This window comes from Streptomyces humicola, from assembly GCF_024436035.1.
GTDB lineage: Bacteria > Actinomycetota > Actinomycetes > Streptomycetales > Streptomycetaceae > Streptantibioticus_B > Streptantibioticus_B humicola.
Genome location: NZ_JANFNG010000055.1, coordinates 1 through 15,456, shown reverse-complemented (window position 1 = coordinate 15,456; position 15,456 = coordinate 1). Strand labels below are relative to the sequence as shown.

At 69.6% G+C, this 15,456-nt stretch carries 18 protein-coding genes and 1 pseudogene; 8 read left to right on the top strand and 11 right to left on the bottom strand.

Going from position 1 to position 15,456, the window contains the following annotated elements; genetic code table 11:
• Window positions 1–35 precede the first annotated feature (35 nt).
• Window positions 36–380 (top strand): antibiotic biosynthesis monooxygenase family protein, encoded by a 345-nt coding sequence (locus NGB36_RS32705; RefSeq protein ID WP_255924292.1) that lies wholly within the window; start codon window positions 36–38, stop codon window positions 378–380.
• A gap of 122 nt (window positions 381–502) precedes the next feature.
• On the opposite strand, the gene NGB36_RS32700 is transcribed toward NGB36_RS32705, so the two are convergent.
• Complete coding sequence (locus tag NGB36_RS32700; protein WP_255924291.1) at window positions 503–1,285, bottom strand: SDR family oxidoreductase; 783 nt, start codon at window positions 1,283–1,285, stop codon at window positions 503–505.
• A 117-nt stretch (window positions 1,286–1,402) separates the two neighbouring features.
• On the opposite strand from NGB36_RS32700, the gene NGB36_RS32695 reads away from it, so the two are divergent.
• Window positions 1,403–2,245, top strand: a complete 843-nt coding sequence (locus NGB36_RS32695) for a hypothetical protein (RefSeq protein ID WP_255924290.1) — start codon at window positions 1,403–1,405, stop codon at window positions 2,243–2,245.
• 6 nt (window positions 2,246–2,251) lie between these two features.
• Here the strand turns inward: NGB36_RS32695 and NGB36_RS32690 are convergent, their stop codons facing one another.
• The 3 genes from NGB36_RS32690 to NGB36_RS32680 are packed head-to-tail and all read right to left on the bottom strand — an operon-like array spanning window position 2,252 to window position 4,426.
• Window positions 2,252–2,458 carry a cold-shock protein gene (locus NGB36_RS32690; RefSeq protein WP_255924289.1) on the bottom strand — a complete coding sequence of 69 codons (207 nt, stop codon included), beginning with the start codon at window positions 2,456–2,458 and terminating at the stop codon, window positions 2,252–2,254.
• Between the two features lie 55 nt (window positions 2,459–2,513).
• The gene (locus NGB36_RS32685) at window positions 2,514–4,127 is read right to left on the bottom strand and encodes a sodium/solute symporter (protein WP_255924287.1); all 1,614 of its coding nucleotides are present in this window, start codon (window positions 4,125–4,127) and stop codon (window positions 2,514–2,516) included.
• On the bottom strand, window positions 4,124–4,426 hold the full coding sequence (locus NGB36_RS32680) for a DUF485 domain-containing protein (protein WP_255924285.1): 303 nt from the start codon (window positions 4,424–4,426) through the stop codon (window positions 4,124–4,126). Before NGB36_RS32680 ends, NGB36_RS32685 begins: the two co-directional genes overlap by 4 nt.
• A 366-nt stretch (window positions 4,427–4,792) precedes the next feature.
• Here NGB36_RS32680 and NGB36_RS32675 point away from each other — a divergent pair, with 366 nt between their 5' ends.
• The 3 genes from NGB36_RS32675 to NGB36_RS32665 are packed head-to-tail and all read left to right on the top strand — an operon-like array spanning window position 4,793 to window position 7,503.
• Window positions 4,793–5,407 carry a ferric reductase-like transmembrane domain-containing protein gene (locus tag NGB36_RS32675; protein WP_255924284.1) on the top strand — a complete coding sequence of 205 codons (615 nt, stop codon included), beginning with the start codon at window positions 4,793–4,795 and terminating at the stop codon, window positions 5,405–5,407.
• Complete coding sequence (locus NGB36_RS32670) at window positions 5,404–6,981, top strand: FAD-dependent oxidoreductase (RefSeq protein WP_255924283.1); 1,578 nt, start codon at window positions 5,404–5,406, stop codon at window positions 6,979–6,981. The genes NGB36_RS32675 and NGB36_RS32670 overlap by 4 nt, the downstream gene beginning before the upstream one ends.
• A 9-nt stretch (window positions 6,982–6,990) precedes the next feature.
• Window positions 6,991–7,503, top strand: coding sequence for a sigma-70 family RNA polymerase sigma factor (locus tag NGB36_RS32665; RefSeq protein ID WP_255924282.1), 513 nt, complete (start codon window positions 6,991–6,993; stop codon window positions 7,501–7,503).
• 13 nt (window positions 7,504–7,516) lie between these two features.
• On the opposite strand, the gene NGB36_RS32660 is transcribed toward NGB36_RS32665, so the two are convergent.
• The 7 genes and pseudogenes from NGB36_RS32660 to NGB36_RS32630 all read right to left on the bottom strand — a co-directional run.
• Window positions 7,517–7,714 (bottom strand): hypothetical protein, encoded by a 198-nt coding sequence (locus tag NGB36_RS32660; protein WP_255924281.1) that lies wholly within the window; start codon window positions 7,712–7,714, stop codon window positions 7,517–7,519.
• Window positions 7,715–7,816: 102 nt separating this feature from the next.
• Complete coding sequence (locus NGB36_RS32655) at window positions 7,817–8,572, bottom strand: anti-sigma factor family protein (RefSeq protein ID WP_255924280.1); 756 nt, start codon at window positions 8,570–8,572, stop codon at window positions 7,817–7,819.
• Window positions 8,569–9,159, bottom strand: a complete 591-nt coding sequence (locus tag NGB36_RS32650) for a sigma-70 family RNA polymerase sigma factor (RefSeq protein WP_255924279.1) — start codon at window positions 9,157–9,159, stop codon at window positions 8,569–8,571. The genes NGB36_RS32655 and NGB36_RS32650 overlap by 4 nt, the downstream gene beginning before the upstream one ends.
• 57 nt (window positions 9,160–9,216) lie before the next feature.
• On the bottom strand, window positions 9,217–9,660 hold the full coding sequence (locus NGB36_RS32645; protein WP_255924278.1) for a hypothetical protein: 444 nt from the start codon (window positions 9,658–9,660) through the stop codon (window positions 9,217–9,219).
• A gap of 141 nt (window positions 9,661–9,801) precedes the next feature.
• On the bottom strand, window positions 9,802–10,446 hold the full coding sequence (locus NGB36_RS32640) for a class F sortase (protein WP_505016756.1): 645 nt from the start codon (window positions 10,444–10,446) through the stop codon (window positions 9,802–9,804).
• A gap of 59 nt (window positions 10,447–10,505) precedes the next feature.
• Window positions 10,506–11,183, bottom strand: coding sequence for a hypothetical protein (locus NGB36_RS32635; protein WP_255924275.1), 678 nt, complete (start codon window positions 11,181–11,183; stop codon window positions 10,506–10,508).
• A gap of 191 nt (window positions 11,184–11,374) precedes the next feature.
• A pseudogene (locus tag NGB36_RS32630) lies at window positions 11,375–11,641 on the bottom strand (lytic polysaccharide monooxygenase); the annotation flags it as partial.
• A gap of 146 nt (window positions 11,642–11,787) precedes the next feature.
• Here NGB36_RS32630 and NGB36_RS32625 point away from each other — a divergent pair.
• From NGB36_RS32625 to NGB36_RS32615, 3 genes are read left to right on the top strand one after another with little or no spacing between them, the layout of a single operon-like run.
• Window positions 11,788–13,068, top strand: coding sequence for an ABC transporter substrate-binding protein (locus NGB36_RS32625; RefSeq protein WP_255924273.1), 1,281 nt, complete (start codon window positions 11,788–11,790; stop codon window positions 13,066–13,068).
• A gap of 3 nt (window positions 13,069–13,071) precedes the next feature.
• Entirely contained in the window at window positions 13,072–13,986 is a 915-nt protein-coding gene (locus NGB36_RS32620) for a carbohydrate ABC transporter permease (RefSeq protein WP_255924272.1), read from the top strand.
• Window positions 13,986–14,822, top strand: coding sequence for a carbohydrate ABC transporter permease (locus NGB36_RS32615; RefSeq protein ID WP_255924271.1), 837 nt, complete (start codon window positions 13,986–13,988; stop codon window positions 14,820–14,822). Before NGB36_RS32620 ends, NGB36_RS32615 begins: the two co-directional genes overlap by 1 nt.
• Window positions 14,823–15,456 lie beyond the last annotated feature (634 nt).

The following is a 15,456-nucleotide window of genomic DNA, read 5'->3' as shown; positions in this document are numbered from 1 at the left end:
CCACAGCCGACCACACCCACACTAGGCCGTAGATCATTTACGGGACAGCCCTTAGTGTGGTAAAAATCAATGTGCTGACCGTCCCGGCCGAGCAGCGGGAGACCCTGGAGAAGCGGTTCGCCGCGCGGGCCGGGGCCGTCGAATCGTCCGACGGCTTCGAGTGGTTCGAACTGCTGCGGCCCGTCGAGGGCACCGACCAGTACCTGGTGTACACCCGTTGGCGCAGCGAGGAGGACTTCCAGAACTGGATGTCCGGGCCGATGCAGGCCGCCCACCGGGGCGAGCAGGGTGGTACAGGCGAGCACCGTCGGCCTGCCGCATCGGGCTCCACGCTGTGGTCGTTCGAGGTCGTGCAGCAGGCAGCGCCCAAGCGGGGCTGAACCGCCCCTACCTCACCGTCGCCCTCGGATTCCTCCGCTGCGCCGAGCACCAGGACCCCGAGCGAGCACGCGACCAGCGCCTCGGAGTCCGCGACTCCCTGACCGGCCACCGGCGCGAGCCGTCACCGCATCAGTTCGCCTGCGTTCACCAGCAGCGACTGGCCGGTGATGGCTCGCGCCCTGTCGGAGGCGAGGAACACCGCGGCCTCGGCGACATCGCCGTCCGTCGCCAGGTCGGGCAGCGCCGTCCGTGCGGTGAGCCGGCCCAGGACCTCGGCCTCGGGCACGTTCTCCGTACGCGCCGTCATCGCCACGAAGCCCTGGACGGGCGGACCCCACATCCAGCCGGGCAGCACGGTGTTGACGCGGATGCGGTCCGGGCCGAGTTCGCGCGCGAGCGAGTACATCGCGGAGGTGAGCGCGCCCTTGGATGCCGCGTACGCCGCCTGCCTGACCTGGGTGGGCGCGGCGACCGCCGACTGCGTACCGATGAAGACCACGGCCCCGCCGCGCTCCCTGAGCGCCGGCAGGCAGGCCCGGGTCATCCGCAGCGACCCCAGCAGGTTCACCTGGAGCACCTGCTGCCATGCGTCGAAGTCCGCATCCTGCAGACCGCCGAAGTGGCGGTCGACCGCCGCGACCTGGACCAGCGCGTCGATCCGCCCGAACCGCTCGCGCGCCAGCGCGGCGAGCGCGTCGCACTGCCGCTCGTCCTCGATGTCGGTCACGTGCCATGCCACATGCCCGCCGTCCGGATCGAGCGTCTCGGCCGCCTTGGCGAGGACGGCCTCCGTCCGGGCGCCCAGGACGGCGTTACCGCCGTCGCGGACCACGGCCGCCGCGACCTGGTGGCCGAGGCCCTGGCCGACACCGGATACCACCACGGTCTTCCCCTCCAGCAGCATGGCCGCCTCCAGTCGGATCGAACCGACGCTCACCCTGACTGGCTGTCAGATTATTGCGATGCCATGAGTCTACGGAGTCTCTCGTCAACTGACGCTATGTCAGTTACATCTGTATGCATGACGCAGGACACACACAGCGAGACTTACGCGGAGCTGGCCTCCGTGGGGCCCTACGGGGCGGACCTCGGCCACGCCCTGATCACGATGGTCGAGCCCCATCCCGGCCACGAGCGGGCCTACAACAGGTGGTACGAGGACGACCACTTCATCGCAGGGGCGATGGCGATGCCCTGGATCTTCGCCGGCCGCCGCTGGGTCGCCACCCGCGAACTGCAGCTGCTGCGCTACCCGGAGAAGTCCGCGGTGGCCCAACCGGTCACCGCCGGGTGCTACATCACCGTCTACTGGCTCACCGCAGGCCGCTACGACGAGCACATGAAGTGGACAGTGGCCATCAACAAACGGCTGAACAGGGACGGCCGCGTCCACCACGACCGCACCCACGTCTTCACCGCCTTCCAGGACCATGTGGCCACCGTCCACCGCGACGGCGGCGACGAAGGCCCGCGTGACATCCACGCCCTCGACCACCCGTACACCGGTCTCGTCGTCGAAGTCGTCGACGCGCAATCCGCCCACGACCGGCCCGCGTTGCTCAACTGGCTGCGCACCGACCATCTGCCGCGGCGCCTGCACGGCTCCCCGGCCGCCATGGTCACCGTCTTCGAGCCGACCCCGCTCCCGCTCGACCGCATGTCGTACGTCAAACAGGTCGAGGGCGTCGGCACCCGGCTGACCCTGCTGTGGTTCCTGCAGCGGGATCCGCGGCCGGTCTGGCAGGACCACTTCACGGGTATGGACCAGGAGGTGGCACGCACCGGCCTCGGCCGCGTCGAACTGGTGGCCCCGTTCATCCCGACGGTTCCGGGGACCGACAGGTACGTGGACGAACTGCGCTAGCCTGCGTTACTCGACGATGTGGACCTCCCGCGCCTGTATGTCCTCGGGACCGCCCACCGCGACATACGTCACCCGCATGCCCTCGGCGAGAAACGTGCCGCCCACGATCTCCCGGCGGTGGACCAGGACGTCGCTGCCGTCGTCCCCGGTGATGTACCCGTACCCCTTCACCTGGTTGAACCACTTGACCACGCCGCTGACTCGTTCGCTCATGGCACGCCTCCCTGCGTGGTGCTCCGCACGATACCGACAGGCCCTGTGCGTCTGATCATTCCCCCGTCGGCGCATCGTGCACGCCCGCCGGCACAGGATGTTCCGCAGCCGGCTGCGGGTGGCGCAGCAGCGAGGCCGCCGTAGGCAGGGGCCGGCTGCCGAGCCATCCGGCGAGGAACCCCACCGGGACCGTGACGATCCCGGTGGTCTGCAGCGGGAACCAGTGGAAGTCATGGGAGGGGAAGAGGGATTGGGGCGTTCCCGACACCGCCGTGGAGAACGTCATCAGCACCGCCACGCAGCCCGTGCCGCTCAGCAGCGTCCACATCAGCCCCCGCCGGGTGAAGCCCTTCCAGAACAGGCTGTACACCAGCGCCGGTGCCACCGCTGAGGCCCCCACGCAGAACGCCACGGCGATGAGCACCTGCAGATTCCACCGCCGTACCAGCACCGCCAGGACCACGGCCGGCAGGCCGATGCCGAGCACCGCCCACCGGGCGGCCGCCAGCTCGGCGCGCCGCGTGGCCTCGCCCCGGCGTATCACGTGGGCGAAAAGGTCGCGGGCGATCGAGGCGGCGGCCGCCAGCGTCAGCCCCGAAACGGATGCCAGCAGCGTCATGAAGACCGCCCCGCCGACTGCCGCGTAGAGCACCGCTTCGCCCAACGACGGGAAGCGCGCGCCGAGCACCTGGGGGAGCAGCATCATCGACGTGCTCCCCTGCGGATCGCTCGCGGTGATCAGCCTCCGTCCGACGAGTGCTGCGGCCGCCGCGCCCATGACGACGACGAAGAACCCGAAGAGCGCGGTCGTGCCGACCGCCCAGGACATCGAGCGCCGCGCCGCACCGGCGTCGGTCGCGGTGTTCATGCGCATCGTGACGTGCGGCAGACACGCGGTACCGAGGGCGACGCTGAGCTGCACGCTGACGAAGTCGAGCCTTCCGGTGGCGCCCTGGCCGAACTCCAGGCCCTGGTGCAGATAGGCCGTCCCGGCGGCGCTGCCCCGCTCGGCGGCCTGAAGCAGTGCGGTGGTCGATCCATGGAAGCGGCCCAGCGCGATCAGGACGACCGTCAGGCTCGCCCCGAGAAGGATGACCATCTTGAGGATCTGCACCAGTGCGGTGCCCTTGGCGCCGCCGAAGGCCGCATAACCGATCATCAGCGCACCGACCACACAGATGCACACGGCTTTCACCCCGTCGTCCGGAGCCCCGAGCATGAACGAGACGAGCGCTCCGGCCACCGACAACTGGACCAGCAGGAACGGCAGCAGGGCGGCGAGCGTGACGCCGGCCGCAGCGGCGCGCACGGCGCGGCCCGGCATCCGCCGGGCGAGGATGTCCCCGAGCGTGAACCCCCCTGCCCTCCACAGGTGTTCGGCAGCCGCGGAGATCAACAGCAGTGACAGGACGGTGCTCAGGACGAGGACGACGCCGTCGTAGCCGCTGAGCGCGACGATGCCGGAGGTGGTCAGCACGGTCGCCGCGGAGATGTAGTCGCCGGCCACTGCCAGGCCGTTGGTCCAGGGGGTGAGGGCGCGGTAGCCGGTGTAGAAGTCGGCGGGGTCCCCGGAGTCCGATGCGGTGACGATGCACAGCAGCATGGCGAGCGTGGCCAGCACGGAGAAGATGGCGAGGGCAGCGGTCTGCGCGGACTGGGAGATGGTCATCGGTGCGGCTCCGCCGGCCAGTCGACGCCGCCGGTCTGCTCCGCCCGTACGGCCGAGCCGAGGAAACCGGCCAGCTGGAGCAGGCCGAGGACGATGCCGAGGGTGAGTCCGCCGCCGAGAGGCGTGTTCAACGCCCCGCCGCCGTAGGCCGACAGGACGACATAGAGAATGAAGCCCCCGAGGGGTGCGAGGGTTCCCACATGGGGCGGCAACGCCCGCACCACGGCGGGGTGTCCGAGAGTGCGGGCCCGGTGGCGGCCTGAGGGCCGAAGGTACACCAGTGCGTCGATGCGGCTCATCGGTCGGTCTCCCGTCACGTCCGGCTGAATCGGGCCTCACGTGTGCACGCTCAATACGGACCGGAACGGGAATGGGTTCAGAACCTTTTCGACCGCCTCGCGCAGGCCTGTCGGCGCATACCGATACCAAGAGGGCAAAGAATGCCAATTTCACATGGATCGGAAAGTGTCGTCACACCATTGATATGAACTCGGGGTTCTGGTTAACTTCCGCGGTACTCCGGGGTAACCACCCCGAGGTGACGGGCTATCAGCAAATTCTCTGTTACCCCGAGTATAGCCCACCCGAATCCACCGCACCTTGCGATTGGCGGATCCGGCAATTCGCGACCGGACGCCACCCCCCGCACCAAGGAGCGTGTCGTCATGCCCATGCCTTCCTTACCCGTGCCCGGGTCGCCTGGCGCCGCCCGCGTCCAGCACATCGCCTACGACGAGGGCGTGCACAAGATCGCCAGGCTGGCCGCACTGCTCGCCTATGCGCTGATGGTGGCCACCGTCGTCTTCGGCGTCCTGCTGCGCACCCGCTTCGCACAACGGCACATCAGACGCCAGACGCTGTACGGCGCACACATGGTGCTTGCCCTTACTGCTGTCGTCTTCAGCCTCGTGCACGGACTGACCTTCATCTACCAGCCGGTCTGGCGCATCGCCCTGGTGAACCTCGTGGTGCCGTTCGTCGGCGGAGTGCAGAAGGTGCCTGTCGGCTTCGGCGTGCTCGGCCTCGAACTCGCCCTGGCTGTAGGGGTATCCGTGTGGGCACAGCGGCGCCTGGGGTACCGGCGCTGGCTCCGCCTGCACCAAGGCGCGTACGTCGCGTTCCTGCTCGTCTGGCTGCACATCATCACCGTCAACCCGGAACCCAGAACCCTGAGTCTGGTCGGGATGGGGGTGGCGGCGGGGGCCGGCGCATGCTTCCTGCTGTTCACCCTCAGGCTGCTGCCCGCCGATCGGCTCACCCCGGCGGAAGGGGACGCATGAGCATCACGCGACCGGCACCGACCCCGTCCCGGCCAACGTTGTCGGCGATCGATGCACCACCGCCCGCGGTCAGCGTCGACAACAACCGCTGTCATCTGTACGGGATCTGCGTACAGGAAGCCCCGAGCGTCTTCCGCCTCACCACCAGGGGCACCCTCGACTACGTCGCCGACCCGTCGGCGCACTCCGCCGACCAGGTGCGCCAGGCCGCACGCTGCTGCCCCATGCAGGCGATCTCCCTGCGGCACGCCACTCCGCCGCGCGGACCGCGGCGACGCGTCAGGGGCCGAGAGCGCATCGTCGTCGTCGGCACCGGCCCGGCCGGGCTGAGCGCCGCCATGCGGCTGCGGCGCCGCGGCTTCGACGGGGAGCTCGTCCTCGTCGGCGACGAACGCCTCGGACCGTACAACCGGCCGGCCCTGTCCAAGCAGTACCTCGCCGGCGCCTGGGGCGCCGACGACCTCCGGCTCGACGCCTCCGAAGCGGACGCGGCCTGGCGGCTCGGCACCCGGGTGACCGGTCTCGATCCCGGCCGGCGCGTCCTGACGCTGCCCGGCGCCGAGCAACTCCCCTTCGACGGGCTGGTGATGGCGACCGGCGTGGACGCCCGGCGAATGGACCGGGCACCGCTGCACAGCGACCGCATCCTGACGCTGCGCAGCTTCGACGACGCCCGGGCGATCCGCTCGGCGTTCGCCGAGGCCGACGGCCGCATCGTCATCGTCGGCGGAGGTTTCGTCGGCTGCGAACTGGCCTGCGCCGCCCGCTCCCGCGCGATGGACGTCACCATCGTCGCCCAGGGCGCGCCGCTGCTCCACCGCACCCTGGGCAGCCGGCTGGGACGGATCGTGGGGCGGCTGCACCGGCAGGCAGGCGTCGACCTGCGACTGGGCACCCGCATCGTCGAGTGGCGTGAGACGGGCAAGGGGCTGCGGCTGCGCCTCGCCGGGGGCGACGTGCTCGACGCCGGCCTCGTCGTCCTGGGACTCGGTGGCGTGCCACGCGTCGACTGGCTGGCCGGCACAGGGCTCGACACCACCGACGGAGTGCTCTGCGACGCGAGCTGCCATGTCATCGGCCCGCTGGGAGCACCGATGCCGGGGTGCGTCGCCGCAGGCGATGTCGCACGGTGGCCCAACTGGCGTTTCGACGCAGTGCCGCGCCGCGTCGAACACTGGATCAACGCCGTGGAGATGGGCCAGGCGGCAGCCGACGCGCTGCTTGCCGGGCCCGCGGCGGCGACGCCCTTCACCCCCGTACCGCGCTTCTGGTCGGAGCAGCACGGAATCCGGCTGCAGGCCGTCGGATCGCCCGCGTTGGGCAGCCGGGTGAGTCTCGTCGAGGGCTCGCCCAAGGAACTGAGGTTCCTCGCCGCGTTCACCCGGCCCGTCTCGGCCGACGCGCTCCAGCTCACGGGTGTCGTCGGCTTCGACAGCTCCGAGCGTCTCCTCGCCTACCACCACCTCGTCGGGCGCGTCTGGAGCCTGCGCGAGCTCGCGGAACACCTGCCCTCGGCAGCAGCCGCGGACGGCGCGTACGGCCGCGCAGGCGCGATCACTGCGGAGATCCGGTGAGGTGCGCGCATGGATACCGCTGTCGAGTGCTTCCTGCCACGGCTCTACCACGAGCACGCCTCTTCCCTCCTGCGGTATGTGGTCACCCTCACCGGCGGCGACCTGTACTGGGCGGAGGACGTCGTCCAGGAAACTTTGTTGAGGGCGTGGCGCCACGCCGAACAGCTCGTCGACGCCGCGGGCAGTACCCGCTCGTGGCTCGCCACAGTGGCCAGGCGCATCGTGATCGACGACTACCGGAGCCGTCGGGTGCGGCCCCAGGAGGTGGGGGACACGGCTCTGGAGTTCCTCGCCGGTCCGGACGAACTCGACCGCGCGCTGTCCCTCCTGGCCCTCGCGGACGCGCTCGCCACCCTGACACCGGCCCAGCGCGAGGCCATCGTCGAGTCGTATCTGGTGGGACGCTCGGTACGCCAGGCTGCCGCGGTGCTCGGCATACCGTGCGGCACAGTGAAGTCGCGGGTGCATTACGGGCTGATGGCGCTGCGGCGCACCCTGGACGAGGAAGGAGTGATGGGATGAGAACAGACCGTCATCAGTGGGGGAAATATAGGAAGATCCCTGCGTAGGCGGAGAGGAAAAGGACGAAGAGCATGGCGACCGCGCCGGTGCGGAAACCGTGCCGGGCCGGGAAATAGCGGTAGTACGTGATCCTGCGGCGGATGCTCGGCGTGCGGCGGTGCGTGATCCGCCGGTGCAGCGAAGCACGGTGTCTGCTTGCCGTCGAGCTCATGGGCGGAAGCCTCCCTGTCGCCTGTGCGTCAATTCCTCGAACTGCGCTGAATTCCGCCGACTTCCCTTGTGCTGCCGTGCGATGCTTTGCATTGCCCTAAGGTCATCCGGGCACCGAGACGAGCCGGTGGCCGTCGAAGGTGTCCACGTCGAACCTGGCGATCTCCTGGGGCGACATGGCGACGGCGCCCGGGATCGTGAGGTCGCCGCGGTACTTCGCCGTCCAGCTGGCGGCCGTCTCGTGCTCGCCGTGCCACCCCACCGCCACCAGCGAACAGCTCGATCCGGCAGGCGCGTTGTGCAGGGCGAGCGAGATGCGGCTGCCCCATGCGGCGGGAAGCACCGACACGGAGGCGCCCACTCCGGTCGTGCGGTCGACGGCCGAGGTGATGTGGACCGGCGGGCTCTGGCCGCCCCCGGCGGAGGACCACGCTGCGGCGGCACCGGCGGCCAGCACGACGAAGCCGGCGGCGAGCGCGACCATGCGGTTGCGGGCGCACCGACGTCGCCTCGCCCGCGGCCGCATCCGTCCGTGACCGCGAGGCCGTCCCCGTCCCCGTCCCCGTCCTCGTCCCCGTCCCTGCTCCATGAAGGCCACGGAACGGCCGGCGGCGCCTTCGGCGCCCGTCGGCCGCTCCGCACCCCGGCGGGATCCCACGGCCTCGGCCTCGGTCGCGGAGAGCAGCCCGAGGAGCGCGGGCACACCGGCCAGCTCGTCGTGCTCCCGGCGGCACTCCGGACAGCCGGCCAGGTGCCCGCGCACGTCCCTGGACTCCTCGGGCGTCAGCGCGCCCAGCACGAGCACGCCCAGCAGCAGCCGGAAGTGCTCGCACTCCGTACCCGTGCCGGGGCGGATCATCGCGTCAGCCCCCGTTCCTGGCAGACCAGCCGCAGCGCGCGAACGGCGTAGTACGCCCGCGACTTGACCGTGCCCTGTGGTATGCCGAGCGCTTCGGCGGCCTCCGCGACCGAGCGCTCCCGGTAGTACAGCTCCAGGAGCACGGCACGGTGATCCGCGGTGAGCGTCGCGAGCGCCTCGGCCAACTGCCAGGACAGCAGTGTCCTCGCGAGCGCTTCATCGGGTCCCGGTGTCGACGACGGATGGAGCATCAGGGGTTCCTCACCCACCTCGGCGGGCCGGGCCCGGCGCATCCGCTCCTGGTCGATGACGAGGTTGCGCGCCACCGTACGCAGCCACCCCAGAGCGGACCCTTCCGACGGATCGAGCACACTGGGCGTGCGCCAGGCCCGGAGCATGGTCTCCTGCACGACGTCCTCCGCGCGCTGGTGGTCGCCGCGGGTCATGGGGAGCACGTACCTGAACAGCGAGGCGGCGTGTGCGGCATAGAGCGAGCGGAGCGCCTCGTCGTCTGCGCGGTCATGGTCTGCGCGATCGTGGTCCCCTGGCCTTCGGCACGGGGGACTCCCGTTCGCCTCACCGTGCATGGCAGGCGGACGGTCCTGTCGCGATGCCCGTGGGGACATCCTCGAGACTCCCCGGGGTCAGGCGATCGGGTGGGCGAAGGTGGCGGCGACCACGACACCCGCGCCGTCGGCGGTGACCGTGACGGGGTTTTTCATGTGCAGCAGGCCCGTGCAACCGAGGTTGGTGAACGACTGGTTGAGTCTGTTGGCGAGGAAGGTGAACGGGTTGCTCGCCATCGCCGGGCCGGGGGAGGTGACCTGCATCGTCATCCTGCTGTCCAGCTGCACGCGCCGCTGCTGGATGGCGACCATGGTGCGGCAGTAAGCGGTGGGGTCTCCGCTCGCAGCGTTGCCGACCGGCGGTTGGTCGACGCCGGTCCGGTACGGGTTCTGCAGGGTGAGGTTGGTGCCGGCGAGCCCCTGTGTGCTCAGCGGGCTGGCGGGCACGACGAGGGTGCCGTTCGGGTCGGGGTTGGCCGCAGCCGCCTGTGGTTGCTGGTTCATCAGGTTGGCCGCGAACACGGCACCTCCGACTCCGAAAAGCACAACCGAAAGGCCCGCCGTGATGAAGGTGAGCATGGAGAAACGCCGACGCCGCACAAGTTGCGGCCATGATCGGTGCCTGCCGTTGCGAGGGCGTCGATACACAGTGTCAACTCCTGTCTAGGCGGCCGAGGCCTTTGCCGACACAAGTGAGGCGTAGGCCACGACATTGTCCGGATAGGTGTGTGTGAGCTCATTACGGGAACCTCCGCAGGTGATGAGGCGGAGTCCGGCGTAGGCGATTCCCCCGTACACCTCCCGGGTCGGAAAGCTCGATTTCGGGTATTCGGCGACTTTCTGCACCTGGAACACGGCCTCGGTACCGTCGGACCGGAACACCTCGACCTGGTCGCCGGCTCTCAGTGCGGCCAGTCGCAGGAAGACGCCGTTGCCGAATTGACCGACGGTGACATGGCCGAGAATGACGGAGGGGCCGAGTTGGCCTGGCGTCGGTGAGTACTGATACCAGCCCGCCGGGGAATCCTTCTGTATCGGCGGCACCTGAACCGTCCGGTCCGCATTCAGACCCAGCCGCATCAGCGGCGTGCTGACCCCGATGGCGGGAATGTCCAGGCGCACCGGAACCGACGCGGGCAGGACGAGCCCGCCCGCCGCCCGGTGCGACGGCGGCGCCGAGGTGCTCGGGGCCGCCGGCCCGGGGCTCGCGGGGGGTGCCTGCACGGCCGACTGCTGCGCCGACGCGGCACGCCACCCCTCGTATGCGAGCCCCAGCCCGGCCGCCCCGGCGAGCACCATCAGCACCATCACCGCGGTGGCGATGCAGCCCCCGCGACGCGGTGCTGACGGACCGGCGGCATGTCGTGTCAACGGTGAACCCTGGCCCTGCGCAGCAGGAACACGGCGGCGCCCGCGGCGCCCAGGAGCACGCCGCCCACGGCCCCTTCAGCGGCATAGCCACCGGGGAAGGAGGGGCCGGAGGCGACGGCTCCGGTATCCGGCGCGCCGCTCGGCATGACGCCCATCTGCCCCTGGCTCGTGGCCGTGGTCATCGACGGCATCGCCGACGGCATGGACGACGGCATCGTCGACGGCATCGAGGAGCCCATCATCATCCCGCCCGAGCGGGTGGGCGTGGGCATCGTGCCGGTCGTACCGCGGTTGACGACGATGATCTGCACTGCGATGTTGACGGTCCCGCACCGCGCCGTGACGGTGGCTTTTCCGGGCTTGGCATGCTGCGATATCATCGCGCGGCCCGACCAGTTCACCGGATTGGTCGATGCCATTGCGGCGGAACCGCCCTTGCCCGTCATGGCATAGTACGGATCGCCCGACCTGGCAGCGAAAGCCGGTGATCCCACCCATTGCAGGGATCCGCCGTTATTGGGGCAAGTTCCGGATACGTTCACCATTTGGCCAGGGCTTGCCATCGACGGCGAAACAATCACCTGTCCGGTTCCGGTCCCGGCGAAGGCCGGGGCCGCGCCGATGAACACGACCGTGGCGGATGTCGCCACGACCAATAGGTGAGATTTGCGCACGCGACCACTCTCCTCACGCTTCTTTCGCCGCCGCGGCCGGCCTCCCGATCGGATCACCGATCCTGCCGGGACGACGGTGACAGCTGAAAAACGTAAGGAGTGCGAGTCCGGTTCAACGCGCGAGGGAATCCGGGCTTCGTGGACGGCCTGCGCGCGGGTTGCGTGACACCGCCCGCGAAGCCGGGCAGTTCTCAGAACTGCACGTCGGAGCAGGCGTAGAAGGCGTTGCCGGTGTCGGCGATGTTCCAGACACCGAGGATCAGGTGTTTGCCGGTCAGCCCGGCCGGGACGGTGCCCTGCTGGGTGACGGTGTCGCTCGACGGGGGCCGGCCACCGTAGGGCACCGTCAGGAAGGGCTGCGGTTCGAGCTCGTCCCTGGTCAGCGGCTTGGTGGGGTCGTAGCCGTTCTTGGTGGTGAAGTACTCGAAGTCGGTGGTGGCGTGCCGGGCGGTGAAGCGCCGCGCCCGCTTGTGGTCTGGACCACGGCGCACGATAGACCCGCCGTCAGGTCATGTCCATACCAATCAGCTCCGTGCCACCCGTCCGTGGCGAATTCATGGAGTTGCCACATGCGATCCACAGATTGCGGAGATACTTGACCACCATGACCCACCCCGACCACCGGCTCTCCCGCCGACAACTGCTCGCCCTGGGCGGCTCCGTCGCCCTGAGCGGAGCCCTCGCCGGCTGTGGCTCCAACACCGGCCGTGGGGGAGGTGGTGCGGGAGGCGACGGCCCTGCGCTGTCCCAGTGGTACCACCAGTACGGGGAGGCCGGCACCGAACAGGCCGTCAAGCGCTACGCGGCCGCCTACACCAAGGCGACAGTCAGCGTCGAATGGCGGCCCGGCGACTACGACCAGCAGACCGCGGCGGCGCTGCTCACCGACTCGGGCCCCGACGTCTTCGAGGTCAACGGGCCGACCCTGGACCAGATCCAGGGTGGCCAGGTCGTCGACCTCACCGACCGGATCGCACCTGTGCGCTCCGACTTCAACCCCGCGGTGCTCGCGCCCAAGACCTACCAGGGCAGGGTCTACGGCATCCCGCAGGTTATCGACACCCAGCTGCTCTACTACCGCAAGAGCCTGCTCGCCAAGGCCGGCGTCCAGCCACCGCAGACGCTGGACGAGCTGGTGGACGCCGCCGGACGGCTGACGACGAAGGACGTCAAGGGGCTCTTCCTCGGCAACGACGGCGGCGCCGGAGTGCTGGGCGGCACGCCCCTGTTCGCCGCAGGACTGGAGCTCGTCACCGACAGCGGCACCGTCGGCTTCGACGATCCGGCCGCCGCCGCCACGCTCGGCAAGCTGCACACTCTCTACGCCGACAAGTCCCTGCTGCTCGGCGCCCCCGCCGACTGGTCGGACCCGTCGGCGTTCACTGAGGGCCTTGCCGCCATGCAGTGGACGGGCCTGTGGGCGATGCCGCAGATCAAACAGGCCGTCGGCGACGACTTCGGAGTGCTGCCGTTCCCGAAGGACGGCCCCGCCGGTCGGCCCGCCGTACCCGTCGGCGCGTACGCATCGGCCGTCAACGCCCGCAGCAGGCACATCGACGCCGCCAAGGCCTACGTGCAATGGCTGTGGGTGGACCGCACCGACTACCAGGAGGACTTCGCCCTCTCCTACGGCTTTCACATCCCCGCCCGCATCTCGCTGGCGAAGAAGGCGGCCAAGCTCCGGTCGGGGCCCGCCGCCGACGTGGTGAGCTTCACCACTGACTGCGGACACGCCAACCCACTGCTGTGGACACCCGCCTCGCAGACCGCGCTGCAGGACGCCCTCACCCGCGTCATCCAGAACGGCGCCGACCCCTCGGCCCAGCTGAAGGCGGCAGCGGGCGTGGTGACCTCGGAGCTGAGGCGCGTCCAGAAGAAGAGCTGACGCGTGCGCAGTTCACTGTGGGGCCCGCAGAAGCGGTACCTGTGGTTCTGGGTCTTCACCGGGCCGTTCGTCGTCGGGCTTGCCGTCTTCGCGTACATCCCGCTGCTGTGGAGCATCGCCCTCAGCTTCTTCGACGCCCACAACACCGTCACCCCGACCCACTTCGTCGGCCTGTCGAACTACGCGTCGATGCTCACCGACCCCGCCTTCACCTCCAGCCTCGCGACGTTCGCCGCCTTCACGCTCTTCATCGTCCCCACCACCTTCGCCCTCTCGCTCGCCCTGGCGCTGATGGTGAACCGGCTTCGCTTCGCGCGGGCCTTTTTCCGCTCCGTCTTCTTCCTGCCGACCGCGTGCAGTTATGTGGTGGCCTCGGTGATCTGGAAGATGTCGGTCTTCAACGGGGTACGGTTCGGTCTGGCCAACACCGTGCTGCGCTGGTTCGGCGCGGACCCGGTCGCCTGGCTGTCGACGACGCACCCGCCCTGGTACTGGCTGGTGATCATCACGGTACGGCTGTGGCTCCAGGCCGGCTTCTACATGGTGCTCTTCCTCGCCGGGCTGCAGCGCATCCCCCGCGCGCTCTACGAGGCGGCCGCCGTCGACGGCGCACGCCCCGGCTGGCAGGTCCTGCGTCACATCACCCTCCCGCAGCTGCGTGCGACCTCGGTGGCCGTCGTGCTGCTGCTTGTGATCAACGCCTTCCAGGCCTTCGACGAGTTCTACAACCTGCTGTCGACGGCGCGCGGCTATCCGCCCTACGCCCGGCCGCCGTTGGTCTACCTGTACTACGTGGCGCTGGGCCAGGGACAGGATCTCGGGCTCGGCAGCGCGGGCGCGGTGGTCCTCGCGCTGATCATCGTGGCCGTCACGGTGGTGCAGGCGCGCTGGTTCGGCCTCGGCCGGAGGGAGGCATGATGCGGGACGCTCATGTGCGTCTGGGCCGGGCGCTGCGGGCCGTCGTCCTCGGCGCGCTCGCACTGCTCTTCCTCGTGCCGTTCTATCTCCTCGTACGCAACGGGCTCTCCACCGAGACGGACATCACCGCGCCCGGCTGGACCTTCCTCCCCAGGACTGTGCACTGGGGAAACATCCGGCAGCTGTTCGACGACCCGTCCGTGCCCATGCTGCACGCGCTGTGGAACTCCACCCAGATCGCGGTGCTGACCACGGCCGGCACCCTGCTGCTCGCCTCGCTCGCCGGGTACGGACTCGCACGGATCCCGTACCCGTACGCCAATCACGTCTTCTACGCGATCCTCGGCACCCTGATGATCCCGTCGGCCGTGACTTTTGTGCCGAGCTTCGTGCTCGTCTCCACCCTCGGCTGGATCTCCACGCTGCGCGGGCTGATCGTCCCGACGCTGTTCAGCGCCTTTGCGGCCTTCCTCTTCCGGCAGTACTTCCTCGGCTTCCCGCAGGAGTTGGAGGACGCGGCCCGGGTCGACGGCCTCGGGTACTGGCGCACCTACTGGCGTGTCGTGGTGCCGAACTCGCGCCCGGTCTTCGCCGCCGTCGGCGCGATCGTCTTCATCGGGTCGTGGAACTCGTTCCTGTGGCCACTCGTGATCGGTCAGGACCAGCAGGCGTGGACGGTCCAGGTGGCGCTTGCCACGTTCACCACCGCGCAGACCGTAGATCTGCACGAGTTGTTCATCGCGGCCGCGGTGTCGATCCTGCCGCTCGTGGTCGTCTTCGTCGCCCTGCAGCGTCATATCGTCGCCGGCGTGGAGCGCTCCGGGATCGACGACTGAACCCTCCGCAGCGATTCCCGGCCGTTCAGTTTTGGTAATGTACAAAACATTTGACGGTGAATCAGTGCCAAGGTGTCCGCATGCAGGGGCGGTAGTCGAGTTGAACGATCAACTTACCTCGGGTAACGTGCGGCGCGGTGCGTGCACCGGAAGAGGTGTGGTCAACCCCCGAGCGCCACACGGCAACCGGGAACGGACCTGCCCGGCCACCGTTCCCCCGTGGTGGAAGGCGGAGTCCGCCGCACGCGCACGGCCCCGTCCTGCGTTCTCCCCCGTACGCAGGCGGGGCCCCTCGCCCGGATCTGCCGGCCCGGCCCCGCCGTGGGCGTTACCTGTCCGGTCTGGTCCGCGGTCGTTGAACGCGCAAGGCCCGTTACGGACGTCCGTAACGGGCCTTGCACAAGTGGAGCCGCCCGGTGGTGCGGTGGGCGCGACGGGACAGTGTCGACGCACCACCGGACGGAGTGTGTGCCGCCCGCGCCGCCGGCCTCCACCCCTCAGAAGAGGCAAAGCGGCGCGGGCGAGCTGTTCCCCCCGGTTTTCCCGGTTCCCCCGTTCTCCTCCCCCCCGGTCTTGGGTTGGTTCAGTTGTCGCGGAGTTCGCGGCCGCAGAGGAGGAGAAGCGTGGCGGGGGC